The following is a 17,049-nucleotide window of genomic DNA, read 5'->3' as shown; positions in this document are numbered from 1 at the left end:
CTTCACTCCTTGTGAAAAGCTGAACTTACCAACTCATATTGGGATAAGTACGTTGCATATATTGCAATTCAGCCAAAACGAAACCTAAATGTTCGGTATGCAGGCCTTGTTTTGCACCACTACGATAAGCCCCTGTTTCAGGTAAACTAAGCTCAAAACGTTGCAGTTCAACTGTTACGACATCCAGCCATTGCGCTTTTAAAGGTTCAATATTTGGAATTAAGCCTTCTGATACCAAGCCCTGTTCTTTGGTGGTTAAGACAAATAATTCTTTGCTAAACCGCCACAATTCGTTTAAACCTAATTGGGTTTTTGCATGTGCTTCGCTCGTCCCTAAACTTAAACGTTCCATCCAAGCAGTAGAAAAACGTAAGTGATATTTCACTTCACGTAATGATTTCAGCGCAAATGCAGCTAACGCTTTGTGTTGGCTATGGCTTAATGCAGCAAATAACAAATGATGATAATGATCCATTAACCACTGGCGTACCATGGTTTGTGCAAAGTCACCATTGGGTTGTTCACATAACAATAAATTGCGATATTCACGTTCGTTACGGAAAAATGCCAATTGATCTTCGTCACGACCTAAGCCTTCCTCTTCACCGGCAAGACTTAACAATGTTCTGGCTTGACCTAGCAAATCCAAACCAATATTGGCTAATGCAATATCCAGCTCTAGCTCAGGCGCATGACCACACCATTCGGCCAAACGATGCGATAAAATCAGTTGGCTATCACCCAAATGCAATAGGAACTGTGCAAATACTGAATGACTCATCTTCGTCCCCCTTACATATGCTCAATGCCGTCTGGAATATGGTAAAACGTCGGATGACGATATACCTTGTCTAATGCTGGATCAAAAAATTCATTTTTTTCATCGGGTTGAGATGAAGTAATCCATTCAGATTTCACCACCCAAATACTGATCCCTTCATTGCGACGGGTATAAACATCACGGGCATTTTGGAGTGCAATTTCTGCATCTGGTGCACGTAAACTACCCACATGACGATGGCTTAAACCTTGTTTACTTCGTACAAAAACTTCAAATAGCGACCAGTTATTTTTATTGTCCATCATAAAATCCTTATTAAATTTGACTAAAACGCTGAACTAAGCAACTTTGGCAGCAGCTTGTTGTTGCTTTTTTTGTGCATAGACCACAGCAGTATCACGTACCCATTTGCCACCTTCCCACGCTTTACGGCGTGCTTCGATACGTTCGTGATTACATGGGCCTTTACCTGCAAGAATGTCAAAAAATTCGTCCCAATTAATTTCACCAGACCGGTAATGTCCTGTTGCTTCATTAAAACGTAAGTCAGGATCTGGCACAGTCAAACCAAGCTGTAAAACTTGCGGTACCGTGTTATCCACAAATTTTTGACGGAGTGCATCATTACTAAAGAGTTTAATTTTCCATTGCATGCTTTGCGCGCTGTTTGGAGAATTGTCATCACTCGGACCAAACATCATTTGTGCAGGCCACCAAAAACGATTCACTGCATCTTGTGCCAATTGTTTTTGCTCAGGTGTCCCATTTGCCAACTGCATCATGGCTTCAAAGCCTTGGCGTTGATGGAAACTTTCTTCTTTACATACACGCACCATGGCACGTGCATAGGGACCATAAGAGGTACGACATAACGCAACTTGATTGACAATTGCCGCACCATCAACCAACCAGCCAATGGCAGCAACATCGGCCCAAGTTAAGGTTGGATAATTAAAAATTGATGAATACTTCATCTGCCCAGCAATGAGTTTATCCATCATGTCATCACGATCGGCACCCAAGGTTTCAGCCGCACTATATAAATACAATGCATGCCCTGCTTCATCTTGAACTTTAGCAAGTAAAACAGCTTTACGTTTTAAGCTTGGTGCACGCGTGATCCAATTGCCCTCAGGTAACATTCCCACAACTTCTGAGTGTGCATGTTGTCCAATCTGACGAATTAAAGTTTTACGATATGCATCTGGCATCCAATCTTTAGGCTCAATCGAAATATCCTTTTCGAGAGATTGATCGAAATCTTTTTGATGATTATTCATTGTGTCCTCACTTATCCCAAGTGTTATGCCATTTAAATTAAAACGATACAAATAAAAAATCAATACATATTTTTATGTATCATAATTATTTTAAAATTTACTTTTGCAAACAATTGTTTTAATTAAAATTATTTTTATTATATTTTTAATATCACAATATTTAGCTAAAAAAATTTGACATTCTAAAATTTAAAAGACAAATTATGAGTCATTAAAAATAGAAAACCATCTAAAACGTATCACAAAAGGAGTTTGAGTAATGCTTGATTTAAATACGGCAATACCCCATACGGAACCCGATGAAATGACCACAAAATCAACCACGCAGCCTGCGATTAAAACATTAAGCTCTTTGGTTTATGGACAAGAATATTTCGCTCAACAAGACTTCCGTACTGTCTATCATGCGATAACAGGTGAAGCCATTTATCAAGTGAGTAGTCAAGGAATCGACACGCAAGCCATTGTTGATTATGCAAAACAAAAAGGTGCTGCACTTGCATCACTGACTTTCCATCAACGTGCCAATGCATTAAAACAAGTCGCTCAATATTTGCTGGAACGCAAAGAAAGCTATTATGAACTTGCCAAAGCAACAGGTTGTACCCGTAAAGATGCTTGGATTGATATCGAGGGTGGGATCGGAACTTTATTCGCCTATTCAAGTTTAGTTCGTCGTGAACTCAGCGATGAAACCGCCTTGGTTGAAGATGCTTGGATTCCGCTGTCTAAAAACGGTACCTTTGGTGCAAAGCATATTCTTAGCCCAAAGGCTGGTGTCGCTGTGCATATTGATGCTTTTAATTTTCCAATTTGGGGAATGTTAGAAAAAATTGCCCCTACATTATTGGCAGGTGTGCCATGTATCGTTAAACCGGCCACGGAAGGCGCAGAATTGACCCACGCTGTTGTCAAAGACATTTTGGCTAGCGGCATCTTAGCAGAAGGTGCATTACAGCTTATCTGTGGTCAAACTTATGATTTATTTGAATATTTAAACCCTCAAGACACAGTGACGTTTACTGGTTCTGCATCCACTGGGCAAAAATTACGCACAACGCCGCATTTAAATCATTATTCAATTCCATTTACCATGGAAGCAGATTCTGTCAATAGTGCTATTTTGACTCAACACACATCTACGGAAACAATCGATCTATTTGTACGAGAAGTTTTCCGTGAAATGACCACAAAAGCCGGGCAAAAATGTACTGCAATCCGTCGTGCTTTTGTTCCCGTAGAACTACTTGAAACAGTACAAACACGGTTAATCGCAAAATTAAAAAATGTGGTCGTGGGCAACCCTGAACGTGAAAATGTCACCATGGGGGCATTAGCCAGTGTAAAACAAAAACATGATGTGGCAGAAAAAGTAGAGCAACTCAATCAAGAGGCTGAAATTGTATTTGGTAGCCACCTCCGTCAAGATTTCACCATTCAAGCTGAAAATCCTGAACAAGGTGCATTTTATCCACCGACTGTTTTAGTCTGTAAAAATCCAAGCCAAGCCACGACCATTCATCAAATAGAAGCTTTTGGTCCAGTTGTTACTTTAATGCCTTATGCAAACCTTCAAGAGCTGGCTGATTTAGTTGCACGAGGAGAAGGTAGTTTAGTTGCTTCTGTGGTGCGCAATGCGGATGAAAATGTAGAGCAGATCATTGCCAAAATTGCACCTTGGCATGGTCGTGTACATATCCTAGATAGTGAAAATGCCAAAGAAAGTACAGGTCATGGTTCGCCTCTTCCTTACTTAGTTCATGGCGGTCCAGGTCGTGCTGGTGGTGGTGAGGAATTAGGTGGTTTACGTGCGGTAAAACATTATATGCAACGCACAGCAATCCAAGGTTCACCCAAAGCCATGACACAAATTGGTCATAGTTGGACCATTGGTTCAGAGGTTTTTGAAGATCGAGTTCATCCCTTTAAAAAATCATTTGATGAATTACGTATCGGTGAACGCCTATTGACTGCTCGCCGCACTGTGACAGAAGCTGATATTGTCAATTTTGCTGGCTTAAGTGGCGATCACTTCTATGCACATATGGACAAAATTGCTGCGGCTGACTCAATATTTGGTGATCGTGTTGCGCATGGCTATTTTATCGTATCCGCCGCTGCGGGGTTATTTGTAGATGCAGCACCAGGTCCAGTGATTGCAAACTATGGGATGGACAATTTACGTTTTGTAGAGCCTGTTAAAATCGGAGATACCATTCAAGTCGAATTAACCTGTAAACAAAAAACCCCGAAGCCTTTACAAGACCCAAGCCAAAAAGCCCACGGCGTTGTTGTTTGGGACATTAAAGTAAAAAACCAACGATATGAACTAGTTGCCACTTACGATATTTTAACCTTAGTCAATCGCGACTAATTAAGCGTTTGTTTAAAAATAATTTTTATTGAATAAGCTCTCCTAAATTTCCAAAGTTAGCCTCAGTCATTTTGTAGCAATTTAGGAGAGTTTTTCAAACATATCCTAGAATAAATTATCTCAGAATAAATACTGAACAGATGCAATTTCAGTTAGCGATCTCGGCATTAATAAATCACATTGTTGGTCGTGATGATGTATTTGCCTAAATAAAGATGAAATTCATGGAATTAAACACGCGACCAAAATAACTTTAGATGAGGTGATTGCTCACACGGATACAACGTTGATTGATAACACGACAGTACACATTACAGCTTAATCGATTGGATGACTGAGTGAAGTTATAACTTATAAGGGTTTATACAAAACCTGATTCAACTTCGTCTGCAAAATCATATTTACCCAAATCAGTTTATTTGGGTTTTCCTGTTGCAAAAGACTTAATAAAAGACATTAAAAGATACCAAAAAATTATAATTTAATTAATTTTAGTATCGAATTACAAATAAAAATTAAAACCAATACATCGATAAAAATTATAATCATTTGATTTAAAATATTTTAATATCATTATTTAAAATTCAAAACATTACCAATTTAAATTAAAAAGATACCATTTTTATTTTATTTTAAAAATAGTGTATCCATTTAAAAAATATTCAAGCATAATTATTCGATTGATTCATGATGAGTCAATACGACAAGGATTTTGTTTCAATCAAAAAACCAAGAATAGATTGAAGCATAAGTGAAATACAAAAAGGAAAAGCTATGGAAAACTCTCAAGCAGAATTGCACGGCTCGACGCTTGCACTTCCCACTTCATCGGCATCACGTACTCGCAAAATTGCGATAGCAACGATTGTTGGGACCACAATAGAGTGGTATGACTATTTTATTTATGCCGCTGTAGCAGGCTTAGTTTTTAATCAACTGTTTTTTAAACCCGCAGGTCCGGCCTTTGCCACCCTGTTGGTTTTTGCATCTGTAGGTATTAGTTTTATTTTTCGGCCTTTTGGCGCATTTATCGCAGGTTATTTTGGCGATAAGTTTGGACGTAAAACCGTTCTAGCCGCTACGTTAATCATGATGGGTGGAACCACAACTCTGATTGGCTTATTACCCACTTACGACAGCGTGGGTATCATTGCGCCTATCATTTTAATTTTACTGCGTATTTTACAAGGAATTTCCGCAGGCGGTGAATGGGGCGGCGCTGTATTGATGGCCGTTGAACATGCACCAACCCACAAACGTGGATTATTTAGCTCATTCCCACAACTCGGTGTTCCACTTGGTTTATTACTGGCATCACTGGTTTTAGTGATCATGACTGGCTATGTTTCACCAGGAGAAGAGTTTTTAGCATGGGGTTGGAGAATTCCATTTATATGCAGTATTTTCCTCTTTGCTTTAGGCTACTGGATTCGCCGTTCTGTTGAAGAAAGCCCTATTTTTGAGGAATTAAAACAGAAAGGCACCACACAGAAACCGATCCGTGAACTTTTTGGACAGTATAAAAAAGTCATTTTTAGCTCAGCATTATTGATAGCTGGTACAACTGCGCTGGGCTACATGACTGCTGGTGGCTTTATTCAAAGCTTTACCACCAATCCAAATGGTCTGAATTTAGAGCGTCCTATCATTTTAACATTGATCAGTATTTCTGCCGTTATTTGGACCTTCTTTACTTGGTTATCTGCAGTGCTTTCAGATAAATTTGGACGTAAACCAGTTTATATTTTCGGTTCATTGATTCAAATCATTACCGCTCTGGTACTTTTCCCACTGATCAGTACAGGCAACTATAGCTACATCATGTCAGGTCTAGCCTTGTTATCAATGGGTATTGGAATCACCTATGGTGTACAAGCTGTCTTTTATTCTGAACTCTTCCCTGCTTCTATTCGCTTTTCAGGTATATCCATCACTTATGCGATTGGTTCAATCATTGGCGGTGCGTTCGCGCCATTAATTGCAGCAGCATTAATCGGCAAAGTAAACGGTATTTATTTAGTCAGTGCATATTTAACCGTGATGTCCGTGATTGCTTTTTTAGCGATTTGTATTTTTAAAGACCGTACAGGTATTGCTTTAGAACCTGATGCTGAAGAAACCCAGAAAAAATCACCTTTCATCTGGAAATAAACTTAAGTCAAGGATGCCTTATGTTATTCAATACACCATTTACAAAGATTTTTACTACGCTCATATTCATCAATACTTGTGCTTTTACACAACTAACACTAGCCAAAGATGAATGGAAATTAACTTTAAAAAATGCCTATATTGATCGCAATTTTGACCAAGAAAATGTCAAAGATTCGGGGAGTTGGTCACAAGGCGTATCATTATTTTATCACTCACAATTTTATGACACACCCATTGAAATTTTAGAACATCCCCTACAAATTGGAGTTGATGGTTCAATGCAATATGCAGTACGTCTAAGCAATGACAAACATGTCAATGATACCGTATTGCCTTTTGACCCAGTCAAACAAGAACAAGCAGCAGACTATTTAAAATATGGGGGTACACTTAAACTTAAATATGATCAGGCAGAATTAAGAGTGGGTGAGTTATGGCTCAATTTACCCATGACCGCAATCGACACAAGCCGTCAGCTTTTAACGACTTATCAAGGTGTGAACTTAAAATTTCCAATTCAGGAAAAACTTAAAGTCGAACTTGGTCATGTGTCGAAAAACTCTCCTCGCAATGAGGAGGATTTTTATAAATTTTCTTATACGCAGAAAGGTATAAAACATTATTCAGATGGATTGGATTACCTGAATTTATCTTATGATGTGAATAAAGATTTTAATATCAATTATTACTATGGGCATTTAGAAAATTTATATGATAAACACTATTTAGGCGTGGAGCATCGATACCCAATTGCTGACAATATCGCCTTGCATTCAAAATTACGATATTTTAATTCGCAAGATAATAGTAATGCTTTAGACATCGATAGCCAAAATGTAGGTTTGTTGGAAACATTGAAACTGAACAATCACACTTTAGGTGTCGGTTATCAACGAATTATTGGGGACGCCTACCCTTTGCCTGATGGTTTTTTACCTGAGCTTTATTTTATTAACTGGAATGTCACCGGCTTTTTTAAAGAAAATGAAAAATCATGGCATTTTGTTTATGGTTATGACTTTAAAGATTACATCCTCGGTTTAAACAGCATTGCAAAATATGCGGTTGGGCGAGATATTAAAATGAGTAATGGTGATAAAAATAAAGAGTCCGAACTTGATGTTCTGACGACTTATAATTTTCAGCAACCTGCGCTAAAAGGACTGTCTTTACAGCACTTATTTACACGTTACCAGCAAGATTATGGGAGTGATTTTACAGAAAATCGTTTCTTTATCAATTATCAATATAAATTCTAATCATCTCGTCTCGAAATAGCGTCAATCCATGCCTGATGAATTTCATCAAGCATGGATGTGAGGAAAAAACGTTTATCTCAACTGACTGTCGCTTAATATATGGCCATATTGTCTGACTAGGCCTAATTGTTTAAAATCACTGAAACTCGTTTTTCATTTATGAAAATCGAAGAGTTTTACATTACAACAATATTTTATTATGGGTAGTATCTCAAATGGCTTCTCTTAGACTATTTTCTCGCAGCCTATTTTTTGTGTCCACATTGACCCTTTTTGCATGCGGAGGCGGTGGTGGAAATTCAACTACAAATCAATCAGTCCCTCAAGTTACAAATACCAATGAAACACCTACGGCATCATCAAATCCTGTCGTTACTTATACGACTTCGATTGAACAAAATCTCAGCACATTTAATGAAAAGAATACTGGCACAACAGTTCAGCTGAGTCCGACGAATCTAACAACAAAAAGCGTGATTAACCCAAGCTACAGTGTAAAAAGTTATGATGCTTCAAAGCTTTCTTTTTATTATACATTTGATACAAATAAAGTTGTGATTGTTAACTATGATCGTTTGTCTGACAAAGTGATTAATGCTCGAATTGATACAGCGGATTCAACACTTTCTTGTTATAGCAATAAGTTATCACCTACAGCTTGTGATGGTATTCGTGTGATTTATGATGATCGCACAGGAGACTCAACAATCTTGTTCAATAAACAACAATTTGAGAATTCATATTATCAAAAATCTGCAACCGCTCCATTTGGAAGCGAGGAAGTAAAATATCAGGTGGCAGTGAATGGAACAGTTAAAGGCAATATAACCAGTAAACCACTGGTCTTTTCTGATTTTGACAAAACACATACTGGAAATATTATAGTCAACGGTAAACAGCTCGATATTTTCAGAGCTTTTATGCGAGATAGCCAACTCGTCATCCAATTCACTAATGGTGAAAGTCTATACTTACTTACTGGAAAATCATCAGGATTAATAAGTGAGTATTACGGAACAGATGGAGATTTTTCTACTTCGACTATGGCTAGCTTGAAGACATTAGCTAATGATCGAGTCAATATTAAATTGAATGATATCTATTTTAGCTCTGAAGCAGGGACGAAAATAGTTTCAGGTGAAATCACTTTAGTTGGTAGTTATGCTAAAATTGATATTCCTAACGTTGGCAAAATTGACACTAAACGAGTTTATGCGTATGAATTATCGAATAAAGAACTGACTTATTTTATTACATCAACATCAGGGTCTGGTCAGATCTTTGTTCAGGGACAAAATCCTATAAAAATAGATATCAATGGCTATTCATGTACTTTAAATGAATGTAACAATGTGGAGATCTCAAAAGATGGTACATATATCAAGTTAAATGGCACATTGCTTAACGGTATCAAAGTTACAGGTACAATTAGGACAAACATTCACTAATATTGAAGATTTACATAATCTCAATGTTAGAAGTGTCTTTCTTTAGAAGATGTCAGAGATAAGAGTATTTTTCAACTCTTATCTCCTCTCTATTTTAAATACATTAAATTTTAAGGGGATTATCGATGTACTTAAAGAAAATGGATTTGAAAAGCTATTAAAAAACCTCTTGCCATTAATTGATATCGGTTAAAGAAATTCTTTTAAACAAAATTCAAAAAACTATAAACGGACTAGAGAGAATTTTCAGTAATAGAAGGTTAAATAAATATTAAGGTTTAAATTACATTTCCACAAATGTCTTTCGTACCTGTTGGATAAGTAAATTGGAATTGATTTTTATCAGTAATAAGTTCTACTGAATGGACCTTTCCAATATTAGGTGAAGTCGAATCTGTTCCATAGTAAGCCATTCCATTTGTAAAAGCTAAGCTATTAATCTTACTTGGATTTGTTGAAACATAACCCTTATTAACGCCATTATAAATGACACCAACCTGCTTTGTATCTTGGTTTACATATATACCAATTTTTTGATATCCATCAGTTGTACTTGTCAAAGGCAGCTCAATCATACCTGTTGCACCATCAACAGTACTCCCCACGCCAATTGTGACTTTATTTGGAGTGGTACTACCGAGTAAATGATTTGCATATAGAGCTACTATTTGACCTTTTCCATTATCGTAATAAGCATCAGCATAATTAGGATACATAAATATCTGTTCATTATTAGGAAGCAAGGTTGTTGGCACTTTAATCTTGTATTCATAAGCGAAGATTCCACTCTGTGGAACAGCACTACCATTACTTTGACCTGAAATTGCATTACCATTTGCTGCAATATACATCTGTTGAGAGTTCTCTGGAGTGACAGCTGTTGTAAATGATGTCTTTTGTCCAACTATACTGGGGAATTTCTGAAATCCTGAGAAAACTGCAGATATTTGAGCTTGTGTCGCATCAAAATTATAAGTACAAGCACTCCACCCACTCATACTCATCAATCCAGTTGCTAGTGCTATTGTTAATTTTTTCATTATACATTCCTAGTTATTTTGAAAATAAAATATAGAACAGAAAATGAGTTATATGAAATAAATCCGATAAAAATTTACTAACTATTCAATAAAAAATAAAAATAAGTTTTCTAATTTCCTAGTAGCTCAATCTTGTTATTTCCAATAAAAAATCTATCATTGAATAAACAAAATAAAGGATCAAAAAATGAAAAAATTCCTACTTCTCACCCTCTTAATTAGTGGTGGAACTTGGGCTGAGTTACCAAAATCCAAATCATCATGTCAAATCCAAGTTCAACAATTAAAATTTGCTCGTTTAGTTGCTCTTAGTAGTCTTTGTGATAAAGATGAAAATTCAACTTACGGAAAAAGCTTAAGTGCTTTGTTTTTAAAAAATCAAAAGAAATGTAAGGTTTCCCGTGAACAGATTGACCCTACAGATGAACAGGTAATGAATGCTTATGATGAACTCATTGGTTTACCTATAGAACAGCAAAAAATACGATGCAGAACGGCAGATAAACAGATCAAAGTCCACTTTTAAAAACTTAAGACTTACTCGGTAAAACTATTCCATCATGCCGAATTCTAGAACTGCTTTGGCTAAGATATAGATGTTGAAAGTAAGATTTCAAGTCACCTATATTATGATAATTTTACAGAAATCAGAATTATTGGCATTCTTGTATACTCTTATCCCGACTATTGAAATTCATAATTGAATTTTTTTTACTTAGACAGAAGTAATTTATAAATTCATATTGTCTAAAGGATTTTCCTTTTTTTAACTCAATACGGATCTGAGTCTCTAAATAATTTGACATAAGCATATCTTTTGAAAAGCAAAAAATATACTTACTATCTTTATTAGACAAATTTTCTAAACTTTGTGCATATATTTTCTTTGATAATTCATCATTGAAACTTCCACTTTCATTTTTAAATGATGTGTCAAACATTGAAAACTCATTAGAATCATAAATTTCTTGGGGTTTTAATGAACAAATGCTCTTATCTTCTAATATTTCATATTGGAAATCAGCTACACGTTTCTCTTTACAACCAATTAATATTATTGATATAAAAAAAACACTTAATAAATTAATATTTTTCATGAGATGATAATTCAGTAAATTAAAGGAATTAATGGAGTCGGAGTAGAATTAGAAACCAGTGTATATCCTGAAGGATTACTTATAATCGGTTGCATTACCTGTCTTATATACTGTGAATTATCAGCTATATGATTTCGCCAAGCTAAACTGAAATTAATCTGATTATATCCTTCAATTCATCCAAAATAATCAGCTACAATATTAGCCTGTTGCTCAGGATTCAATTTTTAAAATCTGTATCTTTATTTAATTCATAATCATATGGGTCATAGACAGAATCAGGTAAAGTCCACTCTAATGTTTGTAGCATAAGTCCTCTGCCCATTACATTGATATTAAAGTATAAGAAAGAAACTATACAAAATTTGATCACCCTAGCTCAAAACTTCCTCCATTAACAAAATGATGCTTATAAGAAATAGCACGTATTTCTAGTACCAAGCTAGAATCATCCATTAAACAAAAACCACCCGAAGGTAGTTTTATTTGTCTTAAAAACTCGCTTCAGCTCGACTCCGTAAACGTCTTCCCAAGCTTTGTATTTCATATTTTAATCGCAAAATAAAACGCTTATGGAAGATTAAGCCTACGGCAATCTTCATAAATAATTTTGCATTGAGTCTCAGGAAAGCCATCATAACGACACGCCTCTAAAACTTTTTTCCGTCCTAAAGCTTTTCTACTTCCTGGGACTAACATTGGAACAACATCGCTTACTTCACCCGCCGTTGTTCGTGCTTTATACAACCTATTTGTTCCTTCCGCTTGACCTACAGTCGCACAATGGTTGTCATCATAAGTAAACCAAATTCTGCAATCAGTCCCACCCTTTTTTTCGCAAGCTTGTAATGCTTTCTCTTCTAACTTTCCACGGAAAATTTTTGCAGTAGCCACACCGATTACACCATTTGTACCCGAAGCAACATAACCTTCTGTGCTTGGTGTCCGATAGCTTGGAGCTGAATATCCCCCACTGCTTCCATAATTCGGAATAGGCGCACAGCCTTGTACACCTTGACCACCGACAGGATAATAGTCTGGAGGACAATTCCCCTCAGCATACGCAACACCTGACATCGTTAAAGAAAATAGAGTAAGAGAAACTAACGATATAAAAAATTGTATGATCTGCGGTCTATTGTATTTAGCCATAATTTTTCATCCATGCCGTAAATTATTTTGTGAAATATCTATCATTTATAAATTAACTTTTAGTTGTTCTAAATCTTAAAATAATTCATCGCTAAACTCAAATTTTGAATTGGCATTACTTATTTTTATTCTGATGATCGTGCTCATCACAACTTGAGATCTATATAATATTTTTAATTAAATCAATATATTGATTAACAAACCCAATATAATAACGTTTATTCAAAACAGCGCTCAATACGAGGATCGCGCCTTCTAAAAAGATCATCAATGGACTATGAGCAGAGGAAAGTTAACACCAAATTATTTTAGTGAGAATGGGCTTTTGACTATCAATAGTTATGCGATATAATCGTGTGAAATATATACCAAATAATAAATTATGATGAATTAATATCTCGCTCTGCTCTGTACGTATAACATTGATTATTTTAGGAGTCTTTTCCATGCCTTTATTCAAATATAGTTGTGTCACCCTCATGGTGCTTAGTATCAGCGCTTGCGCCACCTTGGCCACCAAACCCAATGAAGTCGAAGTGGCTGCACAAAAACTAGTAGGGCAACCAGCCGATAATGCATTTAAAATATTTGGCAAACCTGATCATGGTCTAGGTCCATCGTCGTATGGTAGTGGTGGCTTCTATGGGTGGAATCGAGTGCAAACTCATGTAACACCAGAAAAAGTTTTCGTGCAGACAGGTGTTAAGTATATTGGCCAAAAGACGACCATGGTTGGAATCGGTGGCGGTGGCGTGGTTGGCCAAATGCCAGTTGGTAGCGAACCTGTATATCGGAAGACTGGATATACAGAAAATCGGACTGTTATCGATTACTTTTGCAATATCACCCTGTACACCGATAAAAAGAACATCATCACCGATGCCATAGTGATCGGTTGTGATAAAAAGAAGTGATAGCGTAGCTTAAAGCCCATAATTTCAAATGAGCTTATATCTGATTTAGGCTCAACTGGAAATTGTATCCACATAGCAACAATCAACTTGAATACTTCTAACTCAGTTGCAATCTTCCGATAGCACATTCCTTGTGAGGAGCTGTCAGTGATTTAAGAAAAATTAATAATGTAAAATAATAACGATATTTCATTGAATCAAGTAATCAATGCACATAAATACAGTTCACATCATAGAGATGAATTGTTAGATAGCGAAAGCTGGGGTGTTTCCATTGTTTAATGAGTTTGATTATGATGAAATTTTTGGTGATGCATCTGGATATTCTGTACAACCAGAATTTTTACAAGCCATGCATAATTATTGGTTTAATTCAGTAAAGCCGTAAGCATCCAGTGAACCATCACTTTCTCTAAATTTTAAGTAGCCCCCTACTCTGAGGGCTATGCAAAATCAAGCAAAAAGCATCTTATGACCTGCCCCCAATAAGTTGGGCGGTTTGATTAAGCTGCCTAGTGAAGAAATCATGATAACTGAGATTCACTATGTTCCATTTCTAAACTACCTATGTGATAGCTAAATTTTATAATATTCAAATTTTCATTTCTCACAAATTACACCCAATAAAAACCACTTGGTTAAATGTTTTTGTAAAATTTAATCTAAATATCGCACATTGGTTTTTTATCCATTCCACTTGGAATTTCCATTTTTCGCCTAACAATCAGCCCTATGAACCATATGAGTCTACGGAATACAAGTAAGCTAAAAATTAGAAATAAAAGAACTTTTATCCAATTTTTCCAATACAAATGAGAAGTATCTCTTTCAATAGAAGCATTTTCTGTTTTAGATAAAACAAAACTGTCCTCAACTTTCTTTTTATAGTTGTGAACTTCAGCACTGAAGTTTTCTGCCCCATATATCGTATTGTCACTATCAACCTTATAAGGAATCAACAATTGCTGATCTTCTCCAAACGCTATTGGTAATAAGCAAATATAGACTATATAAGGGGCACCTAGCTTTGTTGATCTGATAAAATTTACATATTCACCTTTTTCAGGACATAATTCTTCATTTTTTATTTTTATCGGCTTAGATAATGGATCTGAAATGGAGTAACTAACCATTAAGTATGGTTTATACGTTGTCGCATAATAAATTGCATAAATAATTGCAAGGCCAGCTACAACAAGTGAAATTCTACGCGCCAACTTAAATATATTCATAATTTTATTAAGCTTGATCTACTTTAAAGTTTATATAAGTTACTAATAATTAATTAAAAAACCAAACACTCCAAAGAAGGTTTAGTTTTTAATTAGATTCTGCCCAACAAGATCCCAACTATTATTCACTTGTAGAGACTAAATAAAAAGTGGCACTAGCTTTCCAATTATTAATCTTTAAAAGCATAACTCATTAGAAAACCCGTTCAACACCAATCACTTTTAAAGATGTTCATCATCACTCCCCTACAGGGATTGAATATTTAAGTTGATTATTTTTCTGTTCTAAAGGCATCTGATTTTGCTTAATCATTTTCTGTTGATAATCGCGCTCTGAAATTACCCCTCTATTGCGTGCCTTTTGCAATGATTTTAACTGCTGTTCATTTTCATGTGCATTCAAAGCATAAGTATCGTTATTTTTCAGAAGATATTGAGATCTTTCAAATGGACTCATATTAGAAGTATTTGCCCGACTTTCATACATTTTTGCGACATTTACCTCACGTTGAGCGATACGATCTTGCTCTTGTTGCTTTGACAACTCAAAAAAATCAACATGTTCACTATTGTTATTCCCATATTGAGGTTCTTCATTTTGTAAAAATACATAGGATTGAGGCTTTTTCGACCAATCTTCAGCGCTATACACAGAACCAGCAATTACAGGACTGATCAGCAACATTAATATTTTTTTCATCAAGTATACTCAACTCAAAATAGTGAAAGTCATCGCTACGTATCATACCTTATTTGTAATGTGCGTGATTTTCAAATTGTACTTGTAATTATATTATTGCTTACATCTCTTCGTGATTTTAGGAAACATTCGAGACCAGGATTTTTTAGAAAATACTGAGTTAGTAAGATAGTTTGAAGCCATCATGCTTTCAAATGATCCTCAGCGAAAAATTGAATTTCTCAAGAATAATAGTCAAAAAACAATTGTATAGAAGGTAAATTTTCCATGAATCTGTTGATATGGAGTTTTGGCTGGAAAAGTGCATAAACTTTCAAAGTTACATTCGACTTGTGATTGGCTAAAATAATTAACTTTGAACCTAAAAATACCAAGACAAATAGGTTTCTATATTTAATATTATATTTTTCTATGACATATTTAGCCATAACACTTTTTTATTCAACTTTATTTACAGTTTCTAAATTAAATTTATATTTTTCAAAATATTAATTTTCCTCATACTCATCCTAACTACTGTTATAATGACCATTGCAAGTCAAATCGTTATTTTTAAATTTTAATGAAAATGGGATTTTTGAAAAAAATAAAAAGTTAACAACTCATCAAACACTTCAAATTTAATTTTAAAAAGCATCGATTATATTTAGGGCAGACGTGTGCTATGCAAAAATTAAATTGATTTATGCTACGGAAAGCAAATTATGCAAGATGAAATTAGTGATTTAGATTTCTTTATAACATTAGCCTCATCAAAATCAATGACGCGTGCTTCCATTGAAATGGATATTCCCCTACCAACAGTAAGTAGAAAGTTAGCAAAACTTGAATATTTTTATGGTAAGAGGCTTATTAACAGATCTGCTAGACAATTTGATTTAACAGAGGCTGGTAAATTATTATTAGATCGTAGTATTTACATATCATCTTTAATGAAACAAGTTCATGACGAAGTTTCTCAAAATGTGAATTCTTTTGCAGGTAAATTACGTATTGGTAGCTTAAATTATCTTGGGCGTAGTAAGTTAGGTGATCTAGTAGCAAAATTCAGCGTACCGCATCCAAATCTAGAAATCGAACTCATTCTTTCTGACTCGAAAATGGATCTTGTGGAAAATGAACTCGATATCCTTTTTCAACTAGAACAACCCAATAATGTAATCTACAATTCAGAAGTTTTACTCGACACTAGACGTATATTCTGTGCTTCACCCAAATATTTTAATAAATTTGGCTACCCTACACATCCCTTAGACTTACTCAATCATCGCTGCATTTGCCTAATAAGAAATCGTCACATATATCAAGATTGGAAATACAGCATAAATGACGAAATATTTGAAGTTCATGTACACCCTTATTTAAAGAGTAATAATGCTGAAGTTACACACCAATGGATGATTCAAGGATTTGGTATCGGATATCGTTTATATCACGAGGTGAAACAAGAATTAGAAGATGGTGTATTAATTGAGTGTTTTAAAGACAATCATTCATCTGAATTATCACTTTACATGGTGTATTCAAAATTAAAAAAGAGAGCTGTTGTCAAAGATTTTATTAACTTTACCAAAGACAATATTAATTACTGAATTTTCTTGGAATGTTATAAGCTAAT

At 35.3% G+C, this 17,049-nt stretch carries 15 protein-coding genes; 7 read left to right on the top strand and 8 right to left on the bottom strand.

Annotated features, from left to right (window positions below; translation table 11 throughout):
* Positions 1 to 25 precede the first annotated feature (25 nt).
* Genes paaC through paaA form a run of 3 tightly spaced genes read right to left on the bottom strand, consistent with a single transcriptional unit; the run spans position 26 to position 2,061 of the window.
* Positions 26 to 781 (bottom strand): 1,2-phenylacetyl-CoA epoxidase subunit PaaC, encoded by a 756-nt coding sequence (gene paaC, locus CQZ96_RS18385; protein WP_105713450.1) that lies wholly within the window; start codon positions 779 to 781, stop codon positions 26 to 28.
* Between the two features lie 11 nt (positions 782 to 792).
* On the bottom strand, positions 793 to 1,083 hold the full coding sequence (gene paaB, locus CQZ96_RS18380; RefSeq protein ID WP_004717766.1) for a 1,2-phenylacetyl-CoA epoxidase subunit PaaB: 291 nt from the start codon (positions 1,081 to 1,083) through the stop codon (positions 793 to 795).
* Between the two features lie 36 nt (positions 1,084 to 1,119).
* Positions 1,120 to 2,061: a 1,2-phenylacetyl-CoA epoxidase subunit PaaA gene (paaA, locus tag CQZ96_RS18375; RefSeq protein ID WP_105713449.1), complete on the bottom strand. Its 942-nt coding sequence runs from the start codon at positions 2,059 to 2,061 to the stop codon at positions 1,120 to 1,122.
* 304 nt (positions 2,062 to 2,365) lie between these two features.
* Here paaA and paaZ point away from each other — a divergent pair, with 304 nt between their 5' ends.
* The 4 genes from paaZ (at position 2,366) to CQZ96_RS18355 (ending at position 9,296) form a co-directional block, all read left to right on the top strand.
* Entirely contained in the window at positions 2,366 to 4,435 is a 2,070-nt protein-coding gene (paaZ, locus tag CQZ96_RS18370) for a phenylacetic acid degradation bifunctional protein PaaZ (RefSeq protein WP_228722813.1), read from the top strand.
* A gap of 774 nt (positions 4,436 to 5,209) precedes the next feature.
* The gene (locus CQZ96_RS18365) at positions 5,210 to 6,586 is read left to right on the top strand and encodes an MFS transporter (RefSeq protein WP_096734980.1); all 1,377 of its coding nucleotides are present in this window, start codon (positions 5,210 to 5,212) and stop codon (positions 6,584 to 6,586) included.
* 20 nt (positions 6,587 to 6,606) lie between these two features.
* Entirely contained in the window at positions 6,607 to 7,848 is a 1,242-nt protein-coding gene (locus CQZ96_RS18360; protein WP_105713447.1) for an OprD family outer membrane porin, read from the top strand.
* A 215-nt stretch (positions 7,849 to 8,063) separates the two neighbouring features.
* A complete protein-coding gene (locus tag CQZ96_RS18355; protein WP_105713446.1) occupies positions 8,064 to 9,296 on the top strand; it encodes a hypothetical protein in 1,233 nt (410 codons plus the stop codon).
* Positions 9,297 to 9,574: 278 nt separating this feature from the next.
* Here the strand turns inward: CQZ96_RS18355 and CQZ96_RS18350 are convergent, their stop codons facing one another.
* Complete coding sequence (locus tag CQZ96_RS18350) at positions 9,575 to 10,336, bottom strand: DUF4882 family protein (protein WP_105713445.1); 762 nt, start codon at positions 10,334 to 10,336, stop codon at positions 9,575 to 9,577.
* A gap of 187 nt (positions 10,337 to 10,523) precedes the next feature.
* Between CQZ96_RS18350 and CQZ96_RS18345 the strand changes: the two genes are divergently transcribed.
* Positions 10,524 to 10,862, top strand: coding sequence for a hypothetical protein (locus CQZ96_RS18345; protein WP_056513369.1), 339 nt, complete (start codon positions 10,524 to 10,526; stop codon positions 10,860 to 10,862).
* Between the two features lie 127 nt (positions 10,863 to 10,989).
* On the opposite strand, the gene CQZ96_RS18340 is transcribed toward CQZ96_RS18345, so the two are convergent.
* Together CQZ96_RS18340 and CQZ96_RS18335 are read right to left on the bottom strand one after the other, a co-directional pair.
* Positions 10,990 to 11,433: a hypothetical protein gene (locus CQZ96_RS18340; protein WP_105713444.1), complete on the bottom strand. Its 444-nt coding sequence runs from the start codon at positions 11,431 to 11,433 to the stop codon at positions 10,990 to 10,992.
* Positions 11,434 to 12,003: 570 nt separating this feature from the next.
* Complete coding sequence (locus CQZ96_RS18335) at positions 12,004 to 12,585, bottom strand: DUF4189 domain-containing protein (RefSeq protein WP_105713443.1); 582 nt, start codon at positions 12,583 to 12,585, stop codon at positions 12,004 to 12,006.
* A 446-nt stretch (positions 12,586 to 13,031) separates the two neighbouring features.
* On the opposite strand from CQZ96_RS18335, the gene CQZ96_RS18330 reads away from it, so the two are divergent.
* Positions 13,032 to 13,499, top strand: a complete 468-nt coding sequence (locus CQZ96_RS18330) for a hypothetical protein (protein ID WP_105713442.1) — start codon at positions 13,032 to 13,034, stop codon at positions 13,497 to 13,499.
* A 662-nt stretch (positions 13,500 to 14,161) separates the two neighbouring features.
* On the opposite strand, the gene CQZ96_RS18320 is transcribed toward CQZ96_RS18330, so the two are convergent.
* Positions 14,162 to 14,731, bottom strand: a complete 570-nt coding sequence (locus CQZ96_RS18320) for a hypothetical protein (RefSeq protein WP_105713441.1) — start codon at positions 14,729 to 14,731, stop codon at positions 14,162 to 14,164.
* Between the two features lie 238 nt (positions 14,732 to 14,969).
* The gene (locus CQZ96_RS18315) at positions 14,970 to 15,431 is read right to left on the bottom strand and encodes a hypothetical protein (RefSeq protein ID WP_105713440.1); all 462 of its coding nucleotides are present in this window, start codon (positions 15,429 to 15,431) and stop codon (positions 14,970 to 14,972) included.
* 704 nt (positions 15,432 to 16,135) lie between these two features.
* Between CQZ96_RS18315 and CQZ96_RS18310 the strand changes: the two genes are divergently transcribed.
* Positions 16,136 to 17,023, top strand: coding sequence for a LysR family transcriptional regulator (locus CQZ96_RS18310; protein ID WP_105713439.1), 888 nt, complete (start codon positions 16,136 to 16,138; stop codon positions 17,021 to 17,023).
* Positions 17,024 to 17,049 lie beyond the last annotated feature (26 nt).

The organism is Acinetobacter sp. MYb10 (assembly GCF_002980175.2).
Lineage (GTDB): Bacteria > Pseudomonadota > Gammaproteobacteria > Pseudomonadales > Moraxellaceae > Acinetobacter > Acinetobacter guillouiae.
The sequence above is the reverse complement of the archived record's forward strand: the minus strand, read 5'-3'. Positions and strand labels throughout refer to the sequence as shown.